General features: G+C 61.0%; 23 protein-coding genes. 16 read left to right on the top strand and 7 right to left on the bottom strand.

The features are described 5' to 3' along the window. Nucleotides 1–208: WbuC family cupin fold metalloprotein (locus tag IGB42_RS04900; RefSeq protein ID WP_159667767.1), on the bottom strand; the 208-nt coding region annotated here is incomplete at its 3' end. A 90-nt stretch (nt 209–298) separates the two neighbouring features. Between IGB42_RS04900 and IGB42_RS04905 the strand changes: the two genes are divergently transcribed. From IGB42_RS04905 to IGB42_RS21950, 3 genes are all read left to right on the top strand, one after another. Then, on the top strand, nt 299–1162 hold the full coding sequence (locus IGB42_RS04905) for a mechanosensitive ion channel family protein (RefSeq protein ID WP_159667770.1): 864 nt from the start codon (nt 299–301) through the stop codon (nt 1160–1162). A gap of 412 nt (nt 1163–1574) precedes the next feature. Further along, complete coding sequence (locus IGB42_RS04910) at nt 1575–3596, top strand: DEAD/DEAH box helicase (RefSeq protein WP_159667773.1); 2022 nt, start codon at nt 1575–1577, stop codon at nt 3594–3596. Beyond that, nucleotides 3514–4260 (top strand): VanZ family protein, encoded by a 747-nt coding sequence (locus IGB42_RS21950; protein ID WP_201799834.1) that lies wholly within the window; start codon nt 3514–3516, stop codon nt 4258–4260. The genes IGB42_RS04910 and IGB42_RS21950 overlap by 83 nt, the downstream gene beginning before the upstream one ends. A 17-nt stretch (nt 4261–4277) precedes the next feature. Here IGB42_RS21950 and IGB42_RS04920 read toward each other — a convergent pair whose 3' ends face one another. Next, nucleotides 4278–4613: a YkgJ family cysteine cluster protein gene (locus IGB42_RS04920; RefSeq protein ID WP_159667776.1), complete on the bottom strand. Its 336-nt coding sequence runs from the start codon at nt 4611–4613 to the stop codon at nt 4278–4280. Nucleotides 4614–4719: 106 nt separating this feature from the next. Here IGB42_RS04920 and IGB42_RS04925 point away from each other — a divergent pair, with 106 nt between their 5' ends. The 4 genes from IGB42_RS04925 to IGB42_RS04940 all read left to right on the top strand — a co-directional run bounded on the left by IGB42_RS04925 (nt 4720) and on the right by IGB42_RS04940 (nt 9219). Continuing rightward, a complete protein-coding gene (locus tag IGB42_RS04925; protein ID WP_159667779.1) occupies nt 4720–5205 on the top strand; it encodes a GNAT family N-acetyltransferase in 486 nt (161 codons plus the stop codon). 43 nt (nt 5206–5248) lie between these two features. Continuing rightward, the gene (locus IGB42_RS04930) at nt 5249–6427 is read left to right on the top strand and encodes a DUF2863 family protein (RefSeq protein ID WP_159667782.1); all 1179 of its coding nucleotides are present in this window, start codon (nt 5249–5251) and stop codon (nt 6425–6427) included. A gap of 104 nt (nt 6428–6531) precedes the next feature. Beyond that, nucleotides 6532–8280, top strand: coding sequence for a sensor domain-containing diguanylate cyclase (locus tag IGB42_RS04935; RefSeq protein WP_159667785.1), 1749 nt, complete (start codon nt 6532–6534; stop codon nt 8278–8280). 90 nt (nt 8281–8370) lie between these two features. Continuing rightward, nucleotides 8371–9219, top strand: a complete 849-nt coding sequence (locus IGB42_RS04940; RefSeq protein ID WP_159667788.1) for a CheR family methyltransferase — start codon at nt 8371–8373, stop codon at nt 9217–9219. A 108-nt stretch (nt 9220–9327) separates the two neighbouring features. Here IGB42_RS04940 and IGB42_RS04945 read toward each other — a convergent pair whose 3' ends face one another. Further along, nucleotides 9328–9789 (bottom strand): hypothetical protein, encoded by a 462-nt coding sequence (locus IGB42_RS04945; protein WP_201799835.1) that lies wholly within the window; start codon nt 9787–9789, stop codon nt 9328–9330. A gap of 215 nt (nt 9790–10004) precedes the next feature. Between IGB42_RS04945 and IGB42_RS04950 the strand changes: the two genes are divergently transcribed. Both IGB42_RS04950 and IGB42_RS04955 read left to right on the top strand, forming a co-directional pair. Next, on the top strand, nt 10005–10481 hold the full coding sequence (locus tag IGB42_RS04950) for a PaaI family thioesterase (RefSeq protein WP_159667794.1): 477 nt from the start codon (nt 10005–10007) through the stop codon (nt 10479–10481). Between the two features lie 140 nt (nt 10482–10621). Next, entirely contained in the window at nt 10622–11383 is a 762-nt protein-coding gene (locus tag IGB42_RS04955; protein WP_159667797.1) for a class I SAM-dependent methyltransferase, read from the top strand. A 73-nt stretch (nt 11384–11456) separates the two neighbouring features. On the opposite strand, the gene IGB42_RS04960 is transcribed toward IGB42_RS04955, so the two are convergent. Both IGB42_RS04960 and IGB42_RS04965 read right to left on the bottom strand, forming a co-directional pair. Continuing rightward, nucleotides 11457–12011: a DJ-1 family glyoxalase III gene (locus IGB42_RS04960; protein WP_159667800.1), complete on the bottom strand. Its 555-nt coding sequence runs from the start codon at nt 12009–12011 to the stop codon at nt 11457–11459. 91 nt (nt 12012–12102) lie between these two features. Further along, a complete protein-coding gene (locus IGB42_RS04965; protein WP_159667803.1) occupies nt 12103–15387 on the bottom strand; it encodes a helix-turn-helix domain-containing protein in 3285 nt (1094 codons plus the stop codon). Nucleotides 15388–15696: 309 nt separating this feature from the next. Between IGB42_RS04965 and IGB42_RS04970 the strand changes: the two genes are divergently transcribed. Together IGB42_RS04970 and IGB42_RS04975 are read left to right on the top strand one after the other, a co-directional pair. Further along, nucleotides 15697–17622, top strand: coding sequence for an MAC/perforin domain-containing protein (locus IGB42_RS04970; RefSeq protein WP_159667806.1), 1926 nt, complete (start codon nt 15697–15699; stop codon nt 17620–17622). A 124-nt stretch (nt 17623–17746) separates the two neighbouring features. Continuing rightward, a complete protein-coding gene (locus IGB42_RS04975; RefSeq protein WP_159667809.1) occupies nt 17747–18640 on the top strand; it encodes a hypothetical protein in 894 nt (297 codons plus the stop codon). A 129-nt stretch (nt 18641–18769) separates the two neighbouring features. Here IGB42_RS04975 and lysA read toward each other — a convergent pair whose 3' ends face one another. Next, on the bottom strand, nt 18770–20005 hold the full coding sequence (gene lysA / locus IGB42_RS04980; RefSeq protein WP_159667812.1) for a diaminopimelate decarboxylase: 1236 nt from the start codon (nt 20003–20005) through the stop codon (nt 18770–18772). An 89-nt stretch (nt 20006–20094) separates the two neighbouring features. Next, entirely contained in the window at nt 20095–20454 is a 360-nt protein-coding gene (locus tag IGB42_RS04985) for a helix-turn-helix domain-containing protein (RefSeq protein WP_159667815.1), read from the bottom strand. A gap of 128 nt (nt 20455–20582) precedes the next feature. Here IGB42_RS04985 and IGB42_RS04990 point away from each other — a divergent pair, with 128 nt between their 5' ends. The 5 genes from IGB42_RS04990 (at nt 20583) to IGB42_RS05010 (ending at nt 23921) form a co-directional block, all read left to right on the top strand. After that, entirely contained in the window at nt 20583–20819 is a 237-nt protein-coding gene (locus IGB42_RS04990; protein ID WP_159667818.1) for a thioredoxin family protein, read from the top strand. A gap of 89 nt (nt 20820–20908) precedes the next feature. Next, on the top strand, nt 20909–21787 hold the full coding sequence (locus IGB42_RS04995) for a LysR family transcriptional regulator ArgP (protein ID WP_159667821.1): 879 nt from the start codon (nt 20909–20911) through the stop codon (nt 21785–21787). Between the two features lie 49 nt (nt 21788–21836). Then, nucleotides 21837–22274 carry a DUF1801 domain-containing protein gene (locus tag IGB42_RS05000; RefSeq protein ID WP_159667824.1) on the top strand — a complete coding sequence of 146 codons (438 nt, stop codon included), beginning with the start codon at nt 21837–21839 and terminating at the stop codon, nt 22272–22274. 70 nt (nt 22275–22344) lie between these two features. After that, entirely contained in the window at nt 22345–23271 is a 927-nt protein-coding gene (locus tag IGB42_RS05005; RefSeq protein WP_159667827.1) for a bifunctional riboflavin kinase/FAD synthetase, read from the top strand. Then, nucleotides 23268–23921: a hypothetical protein gene (locus IGB42_RS05010; protein WP_159667830.1), complete on the top strand. Its 654-nt coding sequence runs from the start codon at nt 23268–23270 to the stop codon at nt 23919–23921. Before IGB42_RS05005 ends, IGB42_RS05010 begins: the two co-directional genes overlap by 4 nt. The last annotated feature ends 9 nt before the right edge of the window (nt 23922–23930 follow it).

Consider the following 23930-nt stretch of genomic DNA (forward strand, 5'->3'; position numbering starts at 1 on the left):
CCACGAAGCGGCCCGATAACGGGTGGAGCAGCTCGAAGGTATGCGGATGACGATGCGGCCGCACATAGGTGCTCGGCTGCATGGCAATGGCAAGGCGCTGGATGGGGTCATCCAGCTGCGGATGGAAATTGTGATTGGCACGCAGGCGCGGGGAACTGCGGGCGTTGTCAGCCAGCTGAAACAGTGCAGCGGTATCCAGTTTCTTCATGGCGATTCCAAGGGGCATCAGCCACGCACCCTAGCGCCAGCCACACCATTGCACAAGCGCATCCACCACGCCATCCATTAGAATTCCGCCATGACGACACTCAACCCGGCCATTGCACTGGAAAACCTGCTGCCCTCGCTTGCCGACCGCACGGTGCTGCGCGACCTGATCACCACGGTCGTTTTCATGGTCGTCTTGCTGCTGCTGCGTACGCTGGTTCGTCGCGCCATCCTGCAACGTAGTGACCTGTCGGCGGAAAACAAGCGCCGCTGGCTGGTGACTGTACGCAATCTAGCGCTGGTGCTGGCGTTCATCGGGCTGGTGCTGATCTGGGCGCACGAGCTGCAGACGCTGGCGGTTTCGCTGGTTGCCATTGCCGCAGCCATCGTGCTGGCCACCAAGGAAATGATCCTGTGCATGATGGGGTCGATCTACCGTACCAGCACGCATGTATTCAGCGTGGGTGACCGCATCGAGATCAACAACATCAAGGGCCAGGTGATCGATACCAACTTGCTGTCCTTCACCATTGCCGAATCCAGCCACGCGCAACCGCACAAGGGCACGGTGGGGCGCGGCATCACGCTACCCAACAGCCTGCTGCTGTCACAACCGGTATACAACGAAACCATGCTGGGCAGTTTCGTGGTGCAGACCATACATATCGCCATAGACCGGCAGGCAGACTGGCAGCGCGCAGAGCAGGTATTGCTGGGTGCAGCAGAGGCCGTTGTGGCCGAATACAACGATGAACTGCAACGCCATGCGCGCGAGCTGGCCGCCGGTTACGCACTGGAAACCCCCACCTTGGCGCCACGGCTGCGCATCGCGCTGGAAGACCGCGAAGAGATCGGCCTGCACCTGCAACTGCCGGTGCCCTTGGGCCAGCGCGCCAAGGTGGAGCAGCGACTGCTTCGCGACTTCCTGACAGGGATGCAAGCCAAGACCGAATAAGCGGGCTTTTCAAGAAAAATCACAAAGCTGTTGCGATGTCGCGACAGTTTGTGCATAATGCGCAGCTTCAACCCGTGTGGCACTACTGAACACGGGGTTTGCATCGATACCTGACCTTCTCTCCGGTACAGCTTCACCAGGCGCTTTTGAACGCCGGGATGTGCGCGGTTCTTGCTGGTTAGCGTCGATGTCCTGCCGCGGAATTGCTCCGCCGAGATGTTGCGGGATTGGATTGCGACCAGCGCTGCTGCCCTATTCGAAGCACAGCCATTCATTCGTACTTCGCCCTCATTTAGACCTCAGGCCTGTTTGCTTACAGCGCCACGGGATGCGTATTGCCTGTGCAATGCGTGACTCTACATGTCTGACATTTTCGGCTTCGCTTGCGGCTTCACCTTGCAAGGAACGCACGATGTCCCAAATCGAAAATAACGAAAACACCGCCGTCAACACCCTCGACACCATCGTCGCCAGCGTGATTGAAACCGCTGCCGCCGAAACCGCTGCACCTGCCGCAGTGGAAACCGCTGCCGCACCGGCCGCAGATACAACCGGCAAAGCCTTTGTGCTGCTGGGCCTGTCCGAAGAACTGGCTGAAGATGTCGCACGCCAGGGCATCAGCACCCCGACACCGATCCAGGCACACGCCATCCCCATCATTCTTGAAGGTCACGATCTGCTGGCATCCGCCCAGACCGGCACCGGCAAGACTGCCGCCTTCCTGCTGCCTGCCATCCACAAGCTGGCCAAGCCGGCAACGCACCACAGCCGTGGCCCGCGCGTGCTGGTACTGACCCCGACACGCGAACTGGCCGACCAGGTTGCCAAGGTGGCCACCCAGTTCGTGCGCCGCATGCCGCGTTGCAAAGTCGTGAGCGTGGTGGGTGGCGTACCTTACCCGGTACAACACAAGCAACTGGCACAGCCGTTCGAAGTGCTGGTTGCCACCCCGGGCCGCCTGATGGACCTGATGCGCGGTGGTCGTATCGACTTCCGTCGCCTGGAACTGCTGGTACTGGACGAAGCCGACCGCATGCTGGACATGGGCTTCATCGACGACATCAACACCATCGTTGCCGAACTGCCGGTTGAACGCCAGACCGCGCTGTTCTCCGCCACGCTGTCCGAAACCATCCAGCGCTTTGCGCTGCCGATGATGCGCGACCCGAAAAAGGTCGAGCTGGCAGCAACCGGCAACCCGACCGACAGCGTAGAGCAGTCGATCCACTTTGCCGATGGCTACGAGCACAAGCAAAAACTGACCGAAGCACTGATCAAGGCTGCACCGGGTACACAGGCCATCGTGTTCACCGCCACCAAGGTTGATGCCGATTCGGTTGCCGACTACCTGCGCATGCAAAGCATCCGCGCCGATGCACTGCACGGCGACCTGCAGCAGCGCGTTCGTACCAAGGTGCTGAACCGCCTGCGCCACAGCGAAATCGACGTGATCGTTGCCACCGATGTGGCAGCCCGCGGGATCGACGTGGCCGGCATCGGCCTCGTGATCAACTTCGACCTGCCGAAGTTTGCTGAAGACTACGTGCACCGCATCGGCCGTACCGGCCGTGCCGGCCGCGAAGGTCGCGCCATCTCGCTGGTAGGCAAGAACGATTTCCATCTGCTGACCAAAATCCGTCGCCGCTACAACATTGCGCCGGCGACCCTGGCTGTGGAAGGCCTGGAAGCCCGCTTCAACCCGAACGACCGCGCTCCGCGTGAAGGCGGCGGTGGTGGCTATCGCGGTAACCGCGATGGCAACCGTGGCGGCTTCGGCGGCGGCAACCGTGATGGTGGCGGCTACCGCGGCAATCGCGACGGCCAGAGCCGTGGCGGTTTCGGTGGTGATCGCCCGCAGGGCAACGGTTACCAGGGCGCCCGTCCGGAAGGCCAGCGTGACGGCGGCAGCTTCAAGCCGCGCGAAGATCGCGGTGGCTTCGGTGGCGAGCGCAGCTTTGCCGACCGTGCACCGCGCACCGACCGCCCGCAAGGCGACCGTGGTTTCGGTGACCGCGCACCGCGCAGCTTCGGCGATCGCCCGCAGGGTGACCGTGGTGGCTTCGGTGGCGAGCGCAGCTTTGGCGACCGTGCGCCACGTACCGACCGCCCGCAGGGCGACCGCAGCTTCAGCGACCGCGCACCGCGTAGCGACCGCCCACAAGGTGATCGCAGCTTCGCAGACCGTGCACCGCGCAGCTTTGGCGATGCCCCGGCCCGCGAGCCACGCACTTTCAGCAGCGACCGCAAGCCGGCTGACGGCAACCGCGGTGGTTTCGGCGGTGGCCGTGAAGGTGGCAACCGTGAACGCAGCTTCGGTGGCGGTGCCGAACGTCGCGAAGGCGGCTTCGGTGGTGACCGTCCGCGCAGCTTCGGCGACCGTGCAGACCGTGGTGGCTTTACTGCTACCGACAAGCCGGCCCGCAAGTTCCGCTAAGTCGTCAGCGAGTCGATGTAGGTTAGCGCCGCACTGGCATCAGCAAAAAGCCCGGGGAACCGGGCTTTTTGCTGTCCGGCACGCAGGCGTGGCTGTTGCGGGAGAACAGGCAGACCAGGATGCCATCCTCGATACCGGTGTACCCATCCCCGGCGGCAATCACAGCGAGCACTATTCACGCACGGCGCGCTCGACTTGCCTTGCTGCATGGCAGCAAAATATCGCCCCATCCCCGACTTTGATACCGATTGACCATGCCCGACACCCATCCCGCCACTTTCAGGCAAGCCATGTCCATATGGCAATGATCCCGCGCTCCCGTATGCCCGCATTGGGTTGCTGGCTCTTTGCCGCATGCCTGTGCGCGGTGTTGCTGCTGGCACTGATGCCCCCGACAGGCGCGCCTTCTACCGGCTGGGATAAAAGCAACCATTTCCTGGCATTTGGTACGCTTGTCGTGCTGGGCAGGCGCGCCTTTCCCGGCCACGACGGGCTGCTGCTGGAGGGGTTGCTGGCCTTTGGCATTCTGATCGAGATATTGCAGTCTTTCACACCCGATCGCTCAGCAGACTGGGCAGATCTGGTGGCGGATGCCGCAGCAATTGCCATGGTATGGAGTATGGATGTAGTGATAAGCCGGGTATTCAGGCAAATCCGCAGTTGATTCCGGCAGATTCGCAGTTATTCGGGCGCGATCACCAGTTGCGGCAACCCGTGCCTTGATCGCGCGCGGTTGCACGCGCTGGAGAATACGCCCACCTCGGCCAGCGGTGCGAACTCACGGCATGGATTGGGGCGCTCACGATAGATACCGCAAGCCACCTCCTGGCCAACCTGTCCGATCAGCGCAATGCAACGGGGTTGTGCGTAGTCGGTGCCGCGCAAGCGCCAAGTGCGCCCCGCCTCGGGATCGGCAAGGCTGTCGGGCACGCAGCCACCTGCCGATTGCAGCTCGGATTCATCGAAACTCACGCGAAACGCCGCGCAGCAGGCACCACAGGATAAACAGGGATTCATGCGTCAGGAAAATGGATTGCCGGATGGCGGCGTATTTTATCGCCTTGCCGCCAACAGGTGAAACCGCTAAGCTCTTTCCCCTCCGAATAGATTGCAAGATGCTGTTTTGAATCACGATTTCATTACCATACGCGCGCTGGATCACAACGATCTGGATGCCGTCTGCGCCATCCAGACTGCGTGCTACCCGGCCGGCTTCCATGAATCCCGCGCGGTGTTTGCACGCAAGCTGGCGGTATCGCCCGATTCGCACTGGCTGGCCGAACACCGGGGCGAACCGATCGGCTACTTCCTCACCCACCCATGGGCTGGTGATGCCCCACCCGATCTGGATCACGAACTTGCGGGGCTGCCCGCAGCGCCCGATTGCCACTTCCTGCACGATCTGGCACTGCACCCGGTTGCGCGTGGTAAAGGGCTGGCACCCCGCCTGATCGAGGCCGCGCTGCAGTGGGGAGCGCAGCAAGGCTATGCGCGCACCATGCTGGTTGCGGTGCAAGGTTCGGTGCCATTCTGGCAGCGCTGGGGTTTCAAACCGGTAGCCGCCGCAGCGGCTTACGGCAAGGATGCCGCATTGATGCAGCGCGGTTAAGCCGCGAGAGGGTAAAATGGCGGATTGATCCTTGGAGTCCGCCATGCTGAAACGCAATCGCCCTGCCCGCCGCGGCCGCACCACTGCCGACGAAACCGAGCTGATGCGGCTGGCGAATGGACTGGCTGATTCTTCCAGCCGTGTCGAAGACAGTTTCTGGGAAGCGCTACTGACCCACAAGATCGCCACCTTGCTGGCAGAGCGCGAAGAAGACGTGCTCAACAGCGCGCTTGATGCGGTATCCCAATCCGATGGCCGCGCCTACGAGGCACTGGCGGACATGATCGAAGGCGCTTGCGAATCCACCCGCATCGTCGTGGACGGCCAGAGCTGGGATGCGCTGCTGATTGCCGCACCGGCGCTGGCCTGGTCACGCTGGCAGATCAGCGGTGGCAGCATCAATCCGGATACGCTGCAGAACCTGAAAGTACAACTTGGCGCACACACGCTGGCCAAGGGCACCAGGCTTGCGCTGGCAGACTTCCTGTTCAGCCCCGACCAGTTGCCGCGCGGCTTCACCACCACCGCCGAGCTGACGCAATTTCTGACGGAAGCGGCGCTGGCCGGGCAGCACCTGCATGTGGACACCACCGGCATGCCGGAAACCAGGATGTTTCTTGCGGATACCCGTTATCTGCTGGGCGTGGTCGCCGCGCCTGCCGGCCAGCCGTTGTTCCGCTGGCAGGAAGAGGACGGCGAGCGCGAGACAGCGTTCGAGCAGTGGCAGAAACAGGGTAGCGCGGTGATGCAGGGTCTGCTGAACGGCTCCACCTTCGAGCTGGCCATGCCGGGTGCCTACCACAGCGCCTGGCGCGAGGCTGATCGTTTGTCCCGCGGTTATTCCATCCAGGCCACGGTGGCGTTCCTGACCATCACGCTGGGCCTCGAGCCGCGGCAGCTGCAGGCAGTGATCGGGCAGTTTCATGGCACCCAGCTGGAAGAATACCGCGTGGGCTTCAGCAAGTTCGGCGAGGATACCGTCTTGCACGGCGTGGTATGGCCATTGCTGGATGGCGAAGACGTGCACACCGACTGCATTGCGGAGATGGAGGCCATTCTCAAGGAAATCGGCGTGACCGCCGTGCACGTACACGAGCAGGATTTCCCGCTGGAGTACTGCGACGATTGTGGCAGCCCTTACTACCCCAATCTGGACGGTGAACTATTGCACACGGAAATGCCCGAAGAAGAAGCGGGCGTGCAGCCGGCCACATTGCACTGATCCAGCCCGCAGGCGCCGACGCCTCGCCCGTGTTCCGCAGCACCGCATCCTTGCCTTGCTGCGGACCTCTGCTTAAATGCATGGAAAGGGGGAGCCAATACCGCATGACAAGATTTAACCTGCGCACCGCTCTGGGTATCGCCTTTGCCGCGGTATCCATATTGATGGCAGCATCCGTTTCCGTCCTGCTTGACCGGCTGGCAACCACCAGTGCCAAACAGGATATCGGCGATGCGCTGTATGCGTTATCGGGCCGCATGTACGATGAATTGCAGAATGGCCTGGCGGAGCGCTTGCGCGACGTCACCATCATTGCGCATCTCAAGCAGTTCCGCGATGCCGATACACCGAACGAAGACAACCGCGCGGTGCTGCAGCAATTACGGCAGAACTACAGCGAATATGCGTGGATCGGCGTGGCCAAGCCCGACGGCAAGGTACTGTACGCTGCAGATCACTTGCTCGATGGTGCCAACGTGCTGGAACGCCCCTGGTTCAGGGCCGCATTGATCGGCCCTTTCATCGGCGACGTGCACGAAGCCAAGTTGCTGGCCAAATTGCTGCCAGCTCCCGGTGACGGTGAACCGTTGCGCTTTCTGGACGTCGCCTCGCCCATTTACGATGCCAAAGGGCGCTTGCTGAACGTGATCGGCGCCCATCTTTCCTGGGAATGGGCGCGTAATGTCGAGCGCAAGGTATTCGGCCCGGTCAGCGCAGGCGGCGTTGAAACCTTCATGCTGTCGCAAAGCGGCAAGGTGCTGCTCGCGCCAAAAGGGCTGGAAGGAATCAGCATCCCGCCGCTGCCGGCGGATGTGCAAAGCAGCGTGATCCGCTGGCCGGATGGCAAGGAGTACCTGACCACGATCAGGCGCTCACAGCAAACCGGCCCGCAGGATCTGGGCTGGCAGATCGTGGTACGCCAGTCCACCGAGCGCGCGTTTGCCCCGGTGCAGGCGCTGCGCCATGCGATCCTGTGGACGGGGGCGGGCTGCGCGTTCCTGTTTGCCTGCTTGGGCGTGCTGATTGCCAACCGCATTTCGCGCCCGCTGCAGAAGCTGAGCGACGCGGCCGATGCATTGCGCGAAGGCAACGAGGCCGTGGAAATACCGGTGAGCAATGCCTACCAGGAGGTGGGGCACCTGAGCCACTCGCTACGCGAGCTGATCCTGGCGCTATCGAGCAAGAGCGAACAGCTCACCACGCTGAACAACACGCTGGAAACCATGGTGGCTGCGCGCACCCAGTTGCTCAATACCACCAACGAGAACCTGATGCAGGTACTGGAAGAACGTAATGCGCTGGTAGCGCAACTGGAAGAACTGGCCAATACCGATGTGCTGACCGGGGTTTCCAACCGCCGCGCCTTTTACGAGCAGGCACAGCAGGAACTCAAGCGCATCGAACGCAATGGCAAGCCGCTGTCCGCTGTTGCCATCGATATCGATTTCTTCAAGCGCATCAATGATCAGGAGGGGCACGATATCGGTGACGAGGTGCTGCAGCAGATGGCTGCCACCTGCCGCGCCACACTGCGTGACATCGATATCTTTGCCCGCTTCGGCGGCGAAGAGTTCGTGGCGCTGCTGCCGGATACCGATGAAAGCGGTGCTGCGCTGGTGGCGGAACGGCTGCGTGCGGCGATAGCCAATATCGTGATCAAGCGGCCGGATCACCTGTTGCAATTGACGGCCAGTTTCGGTGTAGCGCGGCTGGGCAGCACCGAAAAGCTCGAAGCGCTACTGACACGCGCGGACAAGGCACTGTATGAGGCCAAGCATACCGGTCGTAACCGCGTGGTGATCGCCCCGGCGCTACCCGAGCTGATCTTGCCGCCAGCTACGGAAAACCCTTGATACGCATCAAGGGAAGCACAAGAGTGGCCGCAACCGGGATATAGTCCGGCTATGCTGCACAAAGGGCACGCTGCCCGCACGGAACAGAACATGTTGACGCCCCCTACCCGCGAATTTGACTTCAACCAGCAGGATTTCGAGAAAGTCCGCAAGCTGATCTATGACTACGCCGGCATCGCCCTCTCGCCCGCCAAGCACGATATGGTTTACGGCCGGCTGGCCAAGCGCCTGCGCGCGCTCAACCTGAAAACATTCGGCGATTACCTGAAGGTGCTGGAGCGCGGCGATTTCCGCGAAATGGAGCTGTTCACCAATTCGCTGACGACCAATCTCACCTCGTTTTTCCGCGAATCGCATCATTTCGACATCCTGGCCGAATACATGGCGGCCAATCGCCAGGTGGGCACGCTCAACCTGTGGTGCTCGGCATCCAGTACCGGCGAAGAGCCCTATTCGCTGGCCATTACCGCCTGCGAAGCGTTCGACAGCCTGCGCGCCCCTGTGAAGATCGTTGCCACCGACCTGGATACCAATGTGCTCGAGGTAGCCAAGGCCGGCGTCTACGCGGCAGAGGAAGTCGACAAGCTGGGTGCAACGCGGGTGAAGCGCTTCTTCGACAAGCAGGCTGCCACCGGCAAATACCAGCTCAAGCAGGAATTGCGCGACATGATCGTATTCCGCAAGTTGAATCTGATTGCACCGGACTGGATGATACGCGGCCCGTTTGATGCCATTTTCTGCCGCAACGTGATGATCTACTTCGACAAGCCGACCCAGCTGAAAATACTGCAGCGCTTTGCACCGCTGCTCAAATCAAATGGCTTGCTGTATGTGGGGCACTCGGAAAACCTCTATCACGCCGCCGACCTCTTCAAACTGCGCGGCAAGACCGTGTACGAGCTGGCAAGATCGATGGGTACGCCATCCTTGCTGCGCTGACCGGGAACGCAATCGTGCAATACCACGCAAAGGCAGCCCATGGCTGCCTTTTTTGTCATCGCTGGCATGCAGGCGCCTACCATCTGGCTGGCGCTTTCCCTGCCGCCTTCATGGCTGCCCTTGCGCGCGCAAACGGCGGACCTGCAGTGTGGCGCCGATGATCAGCAGCAACACCAGCACGCCAGTGGCAGCCTTCAGTTCAGGCGCTTCGGCATCGGCCAACAGTGGTGCGCCCAGCGGCAATCGCGTGGTGGTTTCGGTAATGGCAGGGATCATGTGGAACATGAAAGTAGCCGAATAGCTGACCACTTCGACATAACGCGATGCGCGGCCAAACCAGCGTGTATTGGCCGCGACATAGGCAACGGCCAGCACGATCAGCGTGATGATGCCGAGTACGTGCGGTTTGCCGAAACCACCGTGCTGGAAAATGCCGAAACCGGTCACACAGGTCAGTACTGTCGTCACTACATACACCTTGCCCAGCGTATTGCGCAGCGAAATCTGCCGAGCACGCAGCAAGGCAATCAGCCCGGCAATGACTGCGATCAGGCTGATGGCCGTGTGCATCACACCAAGTTGCGTCAATCCATACATACTAGCTTCTCCGGAAGGTGGGGCATGAGCGGGATATCCATGGCGGGCGATAGCGCGCTCGCCCGCTGCGCGAGCAAGATGGCGCAACAGCATGAAACATGCCATGACGTTTGCATTATGGGCGTTGTGGATTACAAGTCAGCACTAATCAGCACGCGCAAGCCAGACCGCATGCAAAGGAGACATTCATGAACGTACTGGAAGAAAATCAGGGCCGGCTTGATGGGCTGGCATTACTGCAATCGCTGATCGATACGCAACGCCGGCCACCCATCGGCGACACGCTCGATTTCAACCTGGTTGAAATCGAAGCCGGCCGGGCGGTATTCCGCGGCGTACCCGGCCGGCATGCCTACAACCCGCTGGGCACCATCCACGGTGGCTATGCCGCCACGCTGCTCGACTCAGCCTGCGGCTGCGCGGTGCATTCAACACTGGCAGCCAACCAGGGCTACACCACGCTGGAACTGAAAGTCTCCTACCACAAGGCAATGACCGCAGAGACCGGTCCGGTTACCGCGGAAGCCCGCGTGATTACCGTGGGGAAGCGGGTAGCATTTACCGAGGGCAAGCTGGTGGATGCCAGCGGCCAGGTTTATGCATCGGCAACGTCCACGCTGCTGGTGTTCGATCTGCCACCTTCATCAGACAAACCTGTACCATAAGCACCTATCGGATGCAGTCACCCGCCTTGCATGAGGGAAATTGCGCTTCATGAAGTGGATCGACTTTTGCGCCATCTTTATCATGACCATGGTTGAATCAATGTAGACCGATTGTCTACGCCGAAAATGGAAGCGAATACGTGGCACGCGGATACCAGCATAACTTTTCGAGCCTGCCTGCAGGAAGCTATGACGAGCAAGGGCGGGAGCGGAAAGCGCAAACGATGGTCGCAGTCTTGCAGGATCATTTCAAGCGGCCTCTTGCAGACCTGAACGTATTGAATGTTGGCAGTTCAGTTGGCATCATCGATAACTATCTCGCCAATCATTTTCGATCAGTTACCGGTATCGATATCGACGCACCGGCAATCGAAAAATCCCAAAGCCGCTTTATCAAGACCAATCTCAAATTCCAGACTGGTGATGCATTGAATCTGGACTTTGCGGATGCTTCTTTCGATGTAGTCATTTGCTCGCAGGTTTACGAACATGTTCCCGATCCCGAGAAAATGATGCGGGAAATCAATCGTGTTCTCATCCCCGGTGGAGCATGCTACTTTGCGGCCGGCAATCGGCTGATGTGGAATGAGCCACATTACAATCTGCCCCTGCTATCCGTACTGCCACGCCCGTTAGCACATCTCTATGTCCGCATTGCAAAAAAAGCGAGTCACTATCATGAACTGCACTACACCTATTTTGGCTTGAAAAAACTGGCGGGCAATTTCGCCGTGAATGATTACACCAAGAAAGTAGTCGATGATCCGGCGAAATTCCATACGCAATATATGCTCCCCCCGGGCAGTAAAAAAGCCCGGATAGCCAAATTGATTACGCACAGGATAATGTGGCTATCTCCTGGATTCATCTGGATCCTGACCAAACCAATCACCGCCAGGTGAATCCTTGATTCAATCCGGAGTAATGCCGACATCCGGAACATTCGTCTTGATCTCCACGTGGCATAACTGATCGCTAGATATAGAGCATTGCCCTGCCCACTTCGACAGCCTTGGCATCGCTCACCAGCAGGCGCACCAGCTCGATGCCGAACAGGCCTGCTGTAGCCGGCCCGCGCGAGGTGGTGATGAGGCCGTCGGTCACCACCTGATAATTGGTCACTTTGGCGCCGTGCTCTGCAAGTACCGGCTCGCGGCCGGGGAAGCACGTGGCCGCCTTGCCCTGCAGCAGGCCAGCCTTGGCAAGCACGGTAGGGGCGGCGCAGATTGCCGCAACGCGGCGGCCGGCATCGTGATGCGCACGCAACCGGTCATACAGCGGCAGGCAAGCAGCCAGTGCATCGGTACCGGGGCCACCACCGGGCAGCACGATGGCATCCGCCAGTTGCCCTTCCATGCTGGCAAAGGTGGCGTCCGCCTGGACGGTGACGTCATGGGCGCCGCGCACTGCCAGCGTATGGTCCAGTGCCACCAGCGTGGTTTGCACATCGGCACGGCGCAAGACGTCGACGATGGAGATCAGTTCGACTTCTTCAAACCCCGGTGCGACATAAACGTGGGCTGTGGGCATGGCAATCTCCTTTTGAATCAACGATGGCCTGCACGAGCAGACCGCTTCAATCCCGCTCGGCAAGCAGAAAAATCTTGCTGGCCGTGCCCGTTCAGCCGGGCATACCCAGCAAATGCATCAGCCGGGGCATGGTTGCCACAAAACCGTTGCGCTTTGCTGCCGATGCCAATGCCTGCAACGCTTGCCTGCCCGCCTCATCAGCGCTTTGCAGGTAGCGGCCGGCTACATCGATCCACTGCACGTGCTGCTCAACCCATGCGCACGGTGCTGCGGCAACAGCCAGCAAGCCCTGCCTGTGCCGGGCCACTTGCACGTAATCGCCGCGTAGCAGGCATACCTCGGCTGCGGCCACACGGAAACGCAATGCGTTGTGGGCAACGCCGCCTTGTGCAAGCTGCAGCTCACCCTGCTGCAGCGCATGCTGCCGTGTTGCAGCATCGGTGGCGATCAGCGCCATGCTGCCATACACCCAGGGGCCGATGTAACGCTGCAACTGCATGCGTTCCACCAGTTCCACCGCAGCGGCAATCAGCTGCATGGCCTGTGCCTGCTCACCGCGGCGCAGCGCCAGTCGCGCCAATCCTTCCAGCACCATGGCTTCAAAGCGGCTGGCGCCGATACTTTGTGCCAGCGTCAGTGCGGTGGATAACTGCTCTTGTGCGGCATCATCCTGCGCCGCAGCCATCAGCACCCAGGATGCGGTGAGGCGCGAAAACACCTCTGCCCGCCGGTCACCGATACGGTGGCTGCATGCTATGGCTTCCGTTGCATCGTGCAGCGCCTGTATCGGTTGACCAAGGTAAATATTGGCCGAGCCACGCGCGCTGCGGCTGCCCGCCTCCACGTTGGCCAGACCATTGCGCTCGCACAGCCGCACGCACTGGTCGAATACCTCGTATGCGGTATGCATGCGTCCCTCGGCATAATACGAATCACCGATGCCGCTCAGCGCCTTGGCCTCCGTTTCCAGATGCAGGCTGACGCGGGCAAACTGTAGCGCTTCTTCGTGCAAATGGCGGCATTGCGCGTAATCACCACGCGGAAAGTAGATGTTGCCGCGCAGCTGGAACAAGCGCGCCAGTGCGGTATGCGCGTTCATTGCCCGTGCAAGCGGCACCGTCTCGATGATCAGCCGTTCTTCTTCGTCGAGACAATCAAGCGTATTGAGCACAGGTGCCAGGCCCAGCGCCGCTTCGATCCGTTCGCCCGGCTGCCCGGCCAGCGCAAGCGCCAGTTCGAAATGTCGGCGCGCTGCCATGCTGTGCCCCATGCCGGCGCTGGCCTGCCCGCACAGCAAGGCCAGCAGGAAGCTGCTGGCTGACCGTACGGCAAAGTGCTCACACAGTCGCGCCAGTTCCAGCGCGTGCGCGTACAGATAGGCCTGCATTTTTTCCTGCACGGCGGCCAGCAGTGCATCGAACGCGGCATCATCACCGGCGCGCAGCAGATGCCGCGCATGCAGCGCCAGATCACGCTGGCGGAATACCCCGGCCACATCCCGATGCAACTGCTCGCGCTGTACCTGCGGCATGGCATCGTAGATGCAGTGCATCACCAGATCGTGCACGAACAGATAACAGCCGGGTTCGGCCTCCCGGAACAGCCCCTGCCGCATGCCCGCTTCCGGCAGGTAATCGGGCTGGCGCAATGCTTCGCGCAGCAGCATCAACTCGAAGCGGTTGCCGAATACCGCAGCACAACGCAGCGCGCGCTGCTGCACCGGGTTCAAGCGGTCAACCCGCGTCTGGATCAGGTGGCGCAGGCTATCGGGCAAGGTGCCTTCGTTGCTCGACAACAATTGCGTCAGGTACAACGGGTTCCCCTGCGCACGCCGTATGCAGTCTGCCTTGTAGTGCGGATCGGCATCGGCAAACTGGTCTGCCAGCGCCGCGGCTTCACGCTGGCGCATGGGGGCCAGCTCGAGCAGGCTCAGCGCGCTGGCAAAGTGCGGGCGTAGCGCATGCTCGAGCGGATCCCCTTCGTTGCGCGCGGTCAGCAGCCAGATGATCGGTGCCTCACCGGTCAGGGCAATCAGTTTGCCCAGCGCAACATACAGCGCAGCGTCACCCCAATGCAGGTCCTCGATGCAGACCAGCAATGCCCGCTGCATGGCTGCGCGCAGCAGCAGATCCAGCACCGCAGTCAGCAAAGCCTGCGTGCGGGCATCATTGCTCATCGCGGCATAAAAAGGAAACTGCTCACGGAAAGGATCGCGCGCCGGGTTGGCACCCGCCAGTACCAGCAGGAATACGTGGTGTTCAGCGGGCAACTTCAACTGCAATGCGGCAGCCGCCAGTGCAGCAGGCAGCGTATCGTCATCAGCCTCAGCCATCGCGGCTGGCAGCCCCAGCACGCTACGCACCAGTTGCCCCAGCGGAAAGAACCATTTATCCATGCCGAAGTCCGGTACGTCGGCACGGTGGCATGCAAAGCCGTTGTGCCGGGCGATCTCGGCAAATTCGGTCACCAGATGCGTCTTGCCGATGCCGACCATGCCGCGCACGTATACCACGTGGCCATCCTGGCATTCCTGCGTCGCTTCGATCACGCCCTTGAACTGCAGAATTTCAATCGCCCGCCCGGCCAATGCGCGCTGGGCATTTTCATCCGGGTTGCGCTGGCGCAGGCACCGGCGATAATCCGGAAATGCCGCTTCTGCAGGCAGAAACTCGAAGCGCTGAAACAGCTGCTCGATCAGGTTATGCGCAACGTATACGGGGGCGTTGCCGTGCAGGTCTGCCCCGGGTAGCCCTGTGCCGGCCTCGTCGGCATCTGCGGCGGTTTCGTCGCTGCGCAGCAGCCGCAAGGTCATCGCATGCCCGGCAAGCACATGCTGATCCCGGCTGAGCGCCAGCGCGCACAGCAGGCTCCGTTCGCCATCGCTGCGGTAGGCATGCGGCGAGCCGAAGCGGGCGATCACCGTGTGCTGCATCCGCGCGGCCATCACGCCGCCAAACTGCTGGATCAATTGTGCGAGCGTGTCGTCGTCCGATTGCGCTTCGAAGCCCAGTTCCAGCACATAGCGGATGGTAGCTATGTCGCTATCCTCGCTGGCCGCTGGCACTTCGTCACTACCGGCGGATGCTGCGACCAGCGGGGAAATGACTGCAGTTTCAACCGCAGCGCGTGCGAGCAGCGATTCCACATCCACGCTGAATACCACCGCCAGATGCCGCGCGGTACGGTACAGCACTGCCTTGCCGGTTTCCGCGCGTTTGATCGAGGCAATGGATACGCATAGATGCTGGTCGATGCATGCCTCCGCCAGCGTTTCCTGGCTCAGGCCCTGCTTCTTGCGCAGCCGTTTGAGCGTGCCGGCGTCCAGCAGCACGCGTCCGTCTGCAACGGCCTGTACGCCGCTGGCGGATGGTGGCATGGCACTGTGTTCTGAAAACAAGGGAATCGCCTCTCGCTGGCCTTCTCAGCCCGGGCAGAAATAGCGGCGGATGCGCAAGCTGCTACCGGTGGCAAACCAGATTGTATCGCAATGGCAGGCAGTCACATCGTGGTGAAAGCGATTGCCAGCGAAGGCAGTACGGCATCCGTTATCTATTGATACCAGGCTGATACCAAACTGATGCTGCTCTGAACTGTTGACCGCGATGCGACAATTTTAGACTGGGAACCGGTGATGACAGTGGCCAGAAGGCCCATCAATGAACCGCCAATCCAAGTGGAGAAAGACATGAGCGACAACAGTGTGAAAAGTGGCGTAAGCGCCCCGGTAGTGTTCAAGTTTCCGGGGCTGGACCTGCTGGGCCGTGGCCTGAACCGCATGGACTGGCATAGCGGGGACGGCAAGGTCGGCTTGCTGGTTGGCGATACCGAAAGCGGCGAGGAAGTGAAAGAGTACGGCGGCAAATCCTACAAGATCGGCAACAAGGTGGAATTGACCTCGCATACCCGCACCGAGATTTCCGTCAGCGAATTTTCGTCCAGCAACGAATATGAGCGGCATCTTGAAGCCAAGGTAGAAGCATCCGGCAGTTACGGGGCATTTTCGGCCTCATTCGAGGCCACTTTCGGTTACGACATCAAGCAGATGGAAGAACGGGAATCCGCGCTGTACAGCGAATCGATCCAGCTATTGAAGCTCACCATCGACAGCGACAAAACCACGGAAGGTTTTCGCAAAGCGGTCGAGAAATTGCCAACGACATTCGAACGCGGCAATTCGAAGACGTTTTTCGATTTCTTCGTCACCTATGGCGCGGATATCGTCAGCGAAGTCATTCTGGGCGGCTCGCTCAACTATGCAACCACCGCCTATAAGCGTGATCTGGATCAGAAAACCTCCATCGGCGCCACGGTCACCGCGGAATATACCTTCATCAAGGGCCAGGCTTCGGCCAAGGATGTGGAGGAAATCAAGCGGCGCATGAGCCAGCACCAGACCAATCTGCGCACCGCCGGTGGCAGCCATGGTGTGGATATCAGCAAGGCCAAGCCGGAACTGTTTCCGGGCGAATTCGCCAAATGGCGGCAGTCACTGACCGACGACCTGGCGGTGGTCGAGGTGAAACTGAGGAAAATATTCGAGTTTGTCGGCGATGAAAAAAGAAAGGCGGCGCTGGAACAAGCCTACGAGTGGTACACCAGCTACCCGGTACAGGTGCAATCGAGCTGGCAGGATACGTTGATCGTTACCGGCAAGAACCTGCTTCAGGCGGAAGCCAGGTCGGCCAGCACCGCCGCCGCATTGCGGCTGGTGCGTGTCGATCTCACTACCGAGCAACACAGCGAAGTCACCATCGGCGCGCCGTCGCCGGATGCCGGGGCAGACGTGTTCACGCATTTCTGGAGCCAGGTAGCGGACGAACTCAAGGACGCAAGGAAGCACCAGCAACTGGTATTGCTGGCAACAGCGCGCTGGCCGCGTGACCGGCGGTACGTGCCCAAAGGCCGGGCACGCGAAGAGCTTGTCGCGCACGGCGCCACGGCAGCCACGATAGAACGGTGGGAAAAACTGACCGAATTCATGCAGCCTTGCCCGATTGCCGGCTTGAGCTATGTGCTGGCGGGCAGCATCAATGCGCCAGGCAAAGGCGAGGATGGCGTGGCCGCCGGTTTCGGCAACCCGGGCGAAAATCTCAAGCCGAGCGTGTCGATCCATGCACGGCTTGCCCATGATTCATTTGGCCGCTTGAAGCTGGCGCGCAAGGAAGCACCATTGGTGGCTTCAAATACACGCCTGTTCGTGTTGCGCAACAACACGGACAGCCAGCCGGCACTGGCAGCAGATCCGGACAACAGGGCCCAGCTCATCATGCAAAAGCCGGATCCGACCAACCCGGCGCATCTGTGGTATGCACACGCACTGAAAAAACGCGACAACTACCCGGAAATCAATCATCCCACTGTGCTGTTCAACTATGAAACCGGCGCGGTCTTGCAGGGCAAGCTCGACCAGAGCGAAAGCGGGCTGGACCCGGTCAGGACACAGGAAGACGACGTGATCTGGGATCTGCGCGGCGACAAGGTATTCCATCTGCTGATGGTGTACTACCACAACCGCTCACTCTGCCTGACCCAGATCGGCAACCGTGCCGCGGTAAGGCAATGGCGCGAACCGCACGGTATGGACTGGTTCCGCGAGTATGTAACTGTGTAATCAGATACCTCGATCAAGTCGCCGGGCCGTCCGTACACCGGAACGGCCCGGCGGCGCGCGGTGCGCAACGGCAATACGGTGCTTTCTCGCCTACATTCAGTGTCACTCAACCGGATCTACAGCCATGCCAGATACACCCTATGTGCAACGCCCGCTTTTCGATACCGTGCTGTTCATCCGCGATGGGGAAGAAAACGAGCTCGACACCGCCCAATTTCCTTTCTTGTGCAATATGGAGGGCCACGCCAAACTGGCGAAAGATGCTGTTGGATACACGGAAATCCATTTGAATCCGGAGCGCCCGGAACTGGAACTCGGCGCCAGTTACATCGGCATCAGCTGGCGCGAAAAGCGCATCCCGCCGCTGGATGAAGCCGCTGCAGACAATGCAACGCCATACTGGATCAAGGAATTCGATTTCAAGGTGCCCGAAGTACGCTACGAGCCGATGTGGGCCACCAGCCACACGGCACAGGCATTCGGTATGACCTTGCTGCAGAACCGCCAGTGCATCCGTTTCGGCTACCGCGATCTGCGCGCCGCGCAATACACCTACGGCAAATGGGCCGGCCACCAGTCGCCGTATATCGGCGCCGCGCGGGACCGCGAATTGCTGACCCATAACCCGACCGATCTGGAATACCACGATTTTCCGCACGTATTTTTTGCAGATGCCACGCAGCCGCCGCTGGTGATCAGCGTGGCGCGCTGGCGGCCGTTCGTGAACGAGATTGCATTGGCCGACCTGTGGATCAAGCCGGGCGATGCGTTGATCCTGCCACCGAAGCGGTTTCCGGATCCGCCTTCAGATAACGCACCTGCTGCGGATGCGCGGTTGAAGATCGTCGATCTGCACGGCAACCGCAATTCGGCACTGGCCTGCTGGTTTCAGGATGGCCTGCAGCAGCTGGTTACGGAAACCATTCTCGCTACCGATGCGGTGATGTCCGCGGAAGCCACCAGACCGCACTACCACGAGGAAAAAACCGCCACGCGGCATGAACCACCGCCACGCTGAGGGTGGCGGGACGAGCGCAGCGCCACCGGCAGGGAACACCGGCAGCAGCATCGACGCTGCCACCGGCAACCGGGAAGCGCAACAACACTTCCCGGGATGCCTGCCGCCAATAGAGAGCGGGCAACGGTGCTAGATCAGTTCCAGCGCCAGCAATTCCGCCACCGTCTGGCGGCGGCGGATCAGCGTGATCGATTCGCCATCCACCAGCACTTCCGGAATCAGCGGACGGGTGTTGTAGTTGCTGCTCATGCTGGCGCCATAGGCACCGCCGTCATGGAACACCAGGAAATCGTCCACTTCGGCGGCAGGCAGGTTGCGCGGCGTGAGCGTGCCGCCCTCTTCCTGCGTGAATACGTCGCCCGATTCGCACAGCGGGCCGGCAATCACCGTCGGCCGCGCGGCGGCGGTCTTGGTTACGCCTGCAGCATCCAGCACCGATACCTCGTGGTAGCTGCCATACATGGCCGGGCGCATCAGGTCATTGAAGCCGGCATCGCACAGCACGAAGTGATTGCTGCCTGCGTCTTTCTTTGCGCGCACCTCGGCTATCAGCTTGCCCGATTCGGCCACCAGGAAACGGCCCGGTTCGATTTCCAGCGTGACCGGGTGGCCCAGATGCGCCTCCACTTCCTTGCGCGCCTTGTCCCACAGGCTGAAGTAGTGCGTGGTGTCGATGCGCTCGCCACCTTCGCGGTAGGGAATCGACAGACCACCGCCGGCGGAAATGGCACGGATATCGCGGCCGGATGCCTTCACCTGCGCCACCATCGCATCGCACACGCTGGACAGATGGCTATAGTCGACGCCCGAGCCGATATGCATGTGCAGGCCGACCAGATCGAGCTGGTATTGCGCGATCAATGCATACGCCTCGGCCAGATGTTCATGCCAGATACCGTGCTTGCTCGATTCACCGCCGGTATTGGTTTTCTGGCTGTGGCCGTGGCCGAAGCCGGGGTTGATGCGCAGCCACACCGGGTGCCCCGGGCTGGCCTTGCCCAGTTGTTCCAGCATTTGCGGGCTGCCGGCGTTCACCGGCACCTTGAGCGCAACCACGCGCGCCAGCGTTTCACGGTCCAGCAGATCGGCAGTGAATACGATGCCGGAATGCTCGCCACCGGCGGTAAAGCCTGCGGCCAATGCGCGCTCGATCTCGCCCAGCGATACCGAATCCACCTTCACGCCTTGCTCGCGCATCAGCTTGAGCACGTGGATGTTGGAATTGGCTTTCTGGGCAAAGCGGATCACGTCAAACTGCTTGAGCTGGTTGATGCGCTCGCGGATCACCGCGCCGTCATACACCCAGCAGGGGGTGCCGTACTGGCGGGCAATGGCAACAAGCTGGGGACCGTTGACGGGCTTCATGGCATACATCCTGAGTTGGGCAGGCGTGCATTGGAACAGAACGGCCCGCCCGGGTAAAACGACGAATCCTTATGCGCGATCAGCGCTGCTTATCCCGTCGTCTGCCCAGCTACCGATGTCGGCTGCGGTGCCGCCATTTCTTCGTCCAGGCTGTGGATCTGCTCGATGATGCTCACCAGCCTGCTGCCCGCCGGCGTCAGCGCATATTCGGTCCGCGGTGGCAGTTCTGCATAGCTGTGCTTGCTGAGCAAACCGTAGGCCTGCAGCTTGCGCAAACGCTCGCTGAGCACCTTGGTGGAAATACCGGCGATATGCCGCTCCAGCGTGCCGGGCCGGTTGATGCCGGCGGCAACAGACTGCAGCACCGATACCGACCACTTGCAGCCCACCACGTCTTCCAGCTTTTGATAATCGCTGCGGGTGCCCGAAATATTTTTCTGCTGGTCCAAAGCCGTTTTACCCCCAAAAGTGCCCGGGGCACCGAAAAGTGCCCGCTGTTCAGCGTTGCCGCACCGGCTTAGATTGGCATCGAGCAGTCATTACTTCTGCTGCCACCAATCTGACCAAGGATGCCATCATGACCAGTAAAGCCATTTTTTACCACGCCGGTTGCCCGGTATGCATCGATGCCGAACAGAATCTTGCCCACTCGCTCGATCCCGCACGTTATCAACTGGAAATCGTTCACCTGGGCGAGCAGAAGCAACGCGTACCGGAAGCTATTGCCATCGGCGTGAAATCGGTGCCGGCGCTGCAACTGGGCGGCGAGGTTTACCATATCAACTACGGGGCCTCGATCCAGGACCTGGTGTAGCGGCACGATGGGCAAGGCTTGCGCCTTGCCCCGTCGCAGGCCGATGCATTGCGTGGTAAAACAGCGTATTGCCCTGCAGACACTGCGCCATGCTCGATTACAAATTGCTCGAAGCGCTGGAGATGGTCGCCCTTGCCGGCAGCTTCGATGGTGCCGCACGCCGCCTCAACCTGACCCAGTCAGCCATTTCCCAGCGCATACGCCAACTGGAAGAACGCCACGGCTGCGTATTGCTGGCGCGCGATCCGGTGCACCCCACCGCAGCAGGCGAGCGGCTGCTGGCGCATGTACGGCAGGTGCGGCAACTGGAGGCCGCATTGCGGGCCGAGGGCGACGAACCTGCCGACACTTGGGTATCGCTGCCGGTAGGCATCAATGCAGACAGCTTGGCACTGGGGCTGATTGCCGGCATTGCGCCAGTGCTGGCGCAAGCGCGGCTACTACTGGACTGCGTGATCGACGACGAAGCGTATACGCTGGATCTGTTGCGCAGCGGTGCAGTGCTGGGCTGCATTGCCACCCAGGCAGAACCCGTCACCGGTTGCGCAGTGATGCCGCTGGGTACGCTGCACTACCTGCCCGTTGCCGCACCGGCGTTTGCCCGCCAGCATTTCCCTGCCGGCCTGACCACTGCGGCGCTGACCAACGCGCCAGCTGCCGTATTTGGTCACCGTGATAGTCTGCACCGCCGCTGGCTGCGGGATGCTTACGCGCTCAGCGAGGGTAGTTACCCCTGCCATGTGATTCCGGATTCAAATGCGTTGTACGCGCTGGCCATTGCCAGGCTTGCCTATGCGGTCGCTCCGCAGCCGCAGGTGGCGGATGCGCTGACAAAGGGCGAACTGATCGCCCTCGGTGATGCCATTGCCGTGCCGCTGTACTGGCATCACTGGGCACAGCAAACGCAATCGGCCGCTCAACTGGCCACTGCCATTGCCGCGTTTGCTACCAGCCGATTTGCCGGATGAGCAAGCCAGCCAGCCCACAAACGATGCGCATAAGCTGCCGGAGCTGACCATGCAACCATTTCACGATGCTGCCGTCGCAGCGGTGTTCGATGGCTACCCGGATGCGCCACGGCAAAAGCTGCTGGCACTGCGCGAACTCATTTTTGCCACCGCGGCATCACTCGACGGCGTGGGCGAGCTGCAGGAAACCCTCAAGTGGGGCGAGCCCGCGTACCTCACCGCCCGGAGCAAAAGCGGCAGCACGATACGCATTGCCTGGAAGGCCGGTGCGCCCGCGCAATACACGATGTACTTCAATTGCCAGACCAGCCTGATTGATACATTCAGGACCGTATTCGGCGGCCATTTCAGATTCGAAGGCAACCGTGCCATCGTGTTTGACGTGGCCGCTGAACCCGCCACCGATGCGCTGATTTTCTGCATTGCCGCAGCGCTCACCTACCATCGCAGCAAGCCTGCCGCACTCCCCTCGCCCATTGACCAGTAATTGCCTGACAAAGCACGTGCCAGCCGGTAAAATCGGCGGTTTCCAATGCGGAACGCGAGCCCGGAACCGGATGCGCATCGTCCGCGGCGTCAATGCCGCCCAACTTCCCCCTGTCGCACTCACCATCGGCAATTTCGATGGATTGCATCTTGGCCACCGCGCCATGCTGGCCGAACTGCGCCTGGCGGCGGCAACACGCGGTCTGAAAACAGCGGTGCTGACGTTCGAGCCGCACCCGCGCGAGCTGTTCACCCCCGATACCGCCCCTACCCGCCTGACCAGCCTGCGCGAGAAACTGGAGCTGCTGGCCGCCGAGGGCATCGATTACCTGATCGTGCAACGCTTCAACCGCGCGTTTGCCAGTTGCGAGCCGCTGACCTTCCGCGACGACATCGTGGCCAGCAAGCTCAACGCCCGCTTCGTGCTGGTGGGCGATGACTTCCGCTTTGGCGCCAAGCGCGCTGGTGACTTTGCCTTGCTGTCGCAATCCTGTTCGTTCGAAGTCGCCAGCCTGCCGTCGGTGACGCTGGATGGCGAGCGCGTTTCGTCAACCGCAGTGCGCCGCGCGCTGGCGGATGGCGATATGGCGCGTGCCGCCCACCTGCTGGGCCGGCCCTATTCGATTTCCGGCCAGGTGATCGATGGCGACAAGCTGGGACGCGAACTGGGTTTCCCCACCGCCAACATCCGCATGCGCCACAACCGCCCGCCCATGCAGGGCATCTACGTGGTGCGCGCACATGGGCTGGAACAACCGGTGCAGGGCGTTGCCAGCCTGGGCGTACGGCCCACCGTGAAAGGCGCCGGCGCTGCGCCGGTGCTGGAAGTGCACCTGTTCGATTTCAACCGGCAGATCTACCGCCAGCACCTGCATGTGGATTTCCTGCACAAGCTGCGCGATGAAGCGAAATTCGCCGGCCTGCCCGAGCTGATCGCGCAGATCAGCCGCGATTGCGAGGATGCGCGTGCCTGGTTTGTCCACGAGGTATGCGCATGAAATGGCTGCTGCTTGGCGCTTGCCTGCTCGCGGGCCTGGCATATGCCGATGTGGTCACGCTTGATGCGCCGGTTGGTGCCAAGCTGCAATGGAATGCGACGCAAGCCAGCGTAGGCCCCGCCGCGTTGTATGCACCGGAAGAAAATGACGCCGAATGCGAGAGCAACAGCAATCGCCAATTGCGTTCCGTAGTCGGCCCGGTCATTTCTTTTCTGGCCGGCAGCAGTGGCTATTGCAAGGGTGCGGCACACACTTGGGCTGAGCTGCGCTTTGAAGCCTACGACGCACGCACCGGCAAGTTGCTGCCCATCACTGCGCTGTTCGACGAAGCCACCGTGCTGGCGGCCCTCAAGCAGGACAAGGTGGTGCGCAAAGCGCTGGCAGGTCACTCCGTGACGACGCTGAAGGAGCTTGCCGAGAAAACCAATGGTGATTGCGACTTCACGCTGCAAGGCATTGAAACCAGCTATGCCTTCCATCACATAAAGAACAATCAGGTAGCGGTGCGTTTCGGCCTGTCGCACGGCTGCGAAGCGAAGCACGGCAATTTCACGCAACTGGGTGTTTATTTGCCCGTTCCGCCCCAACTCAAAGCTTGGCTGGATAGCGCTGAGAAACGCGGCTTGTTGATGAACAAGCTGGACAAATAAGCGCCCCGC

Source organism: Andreprevotia sp. IGB-42 (assembly GCF_009848685.1).
Taxonomy (GTDB): Bacteria; Pseudomonadota; Gammaproteobacteria; order Burkholderiales; family Chitinibacteraceae; genus Andreprevotia.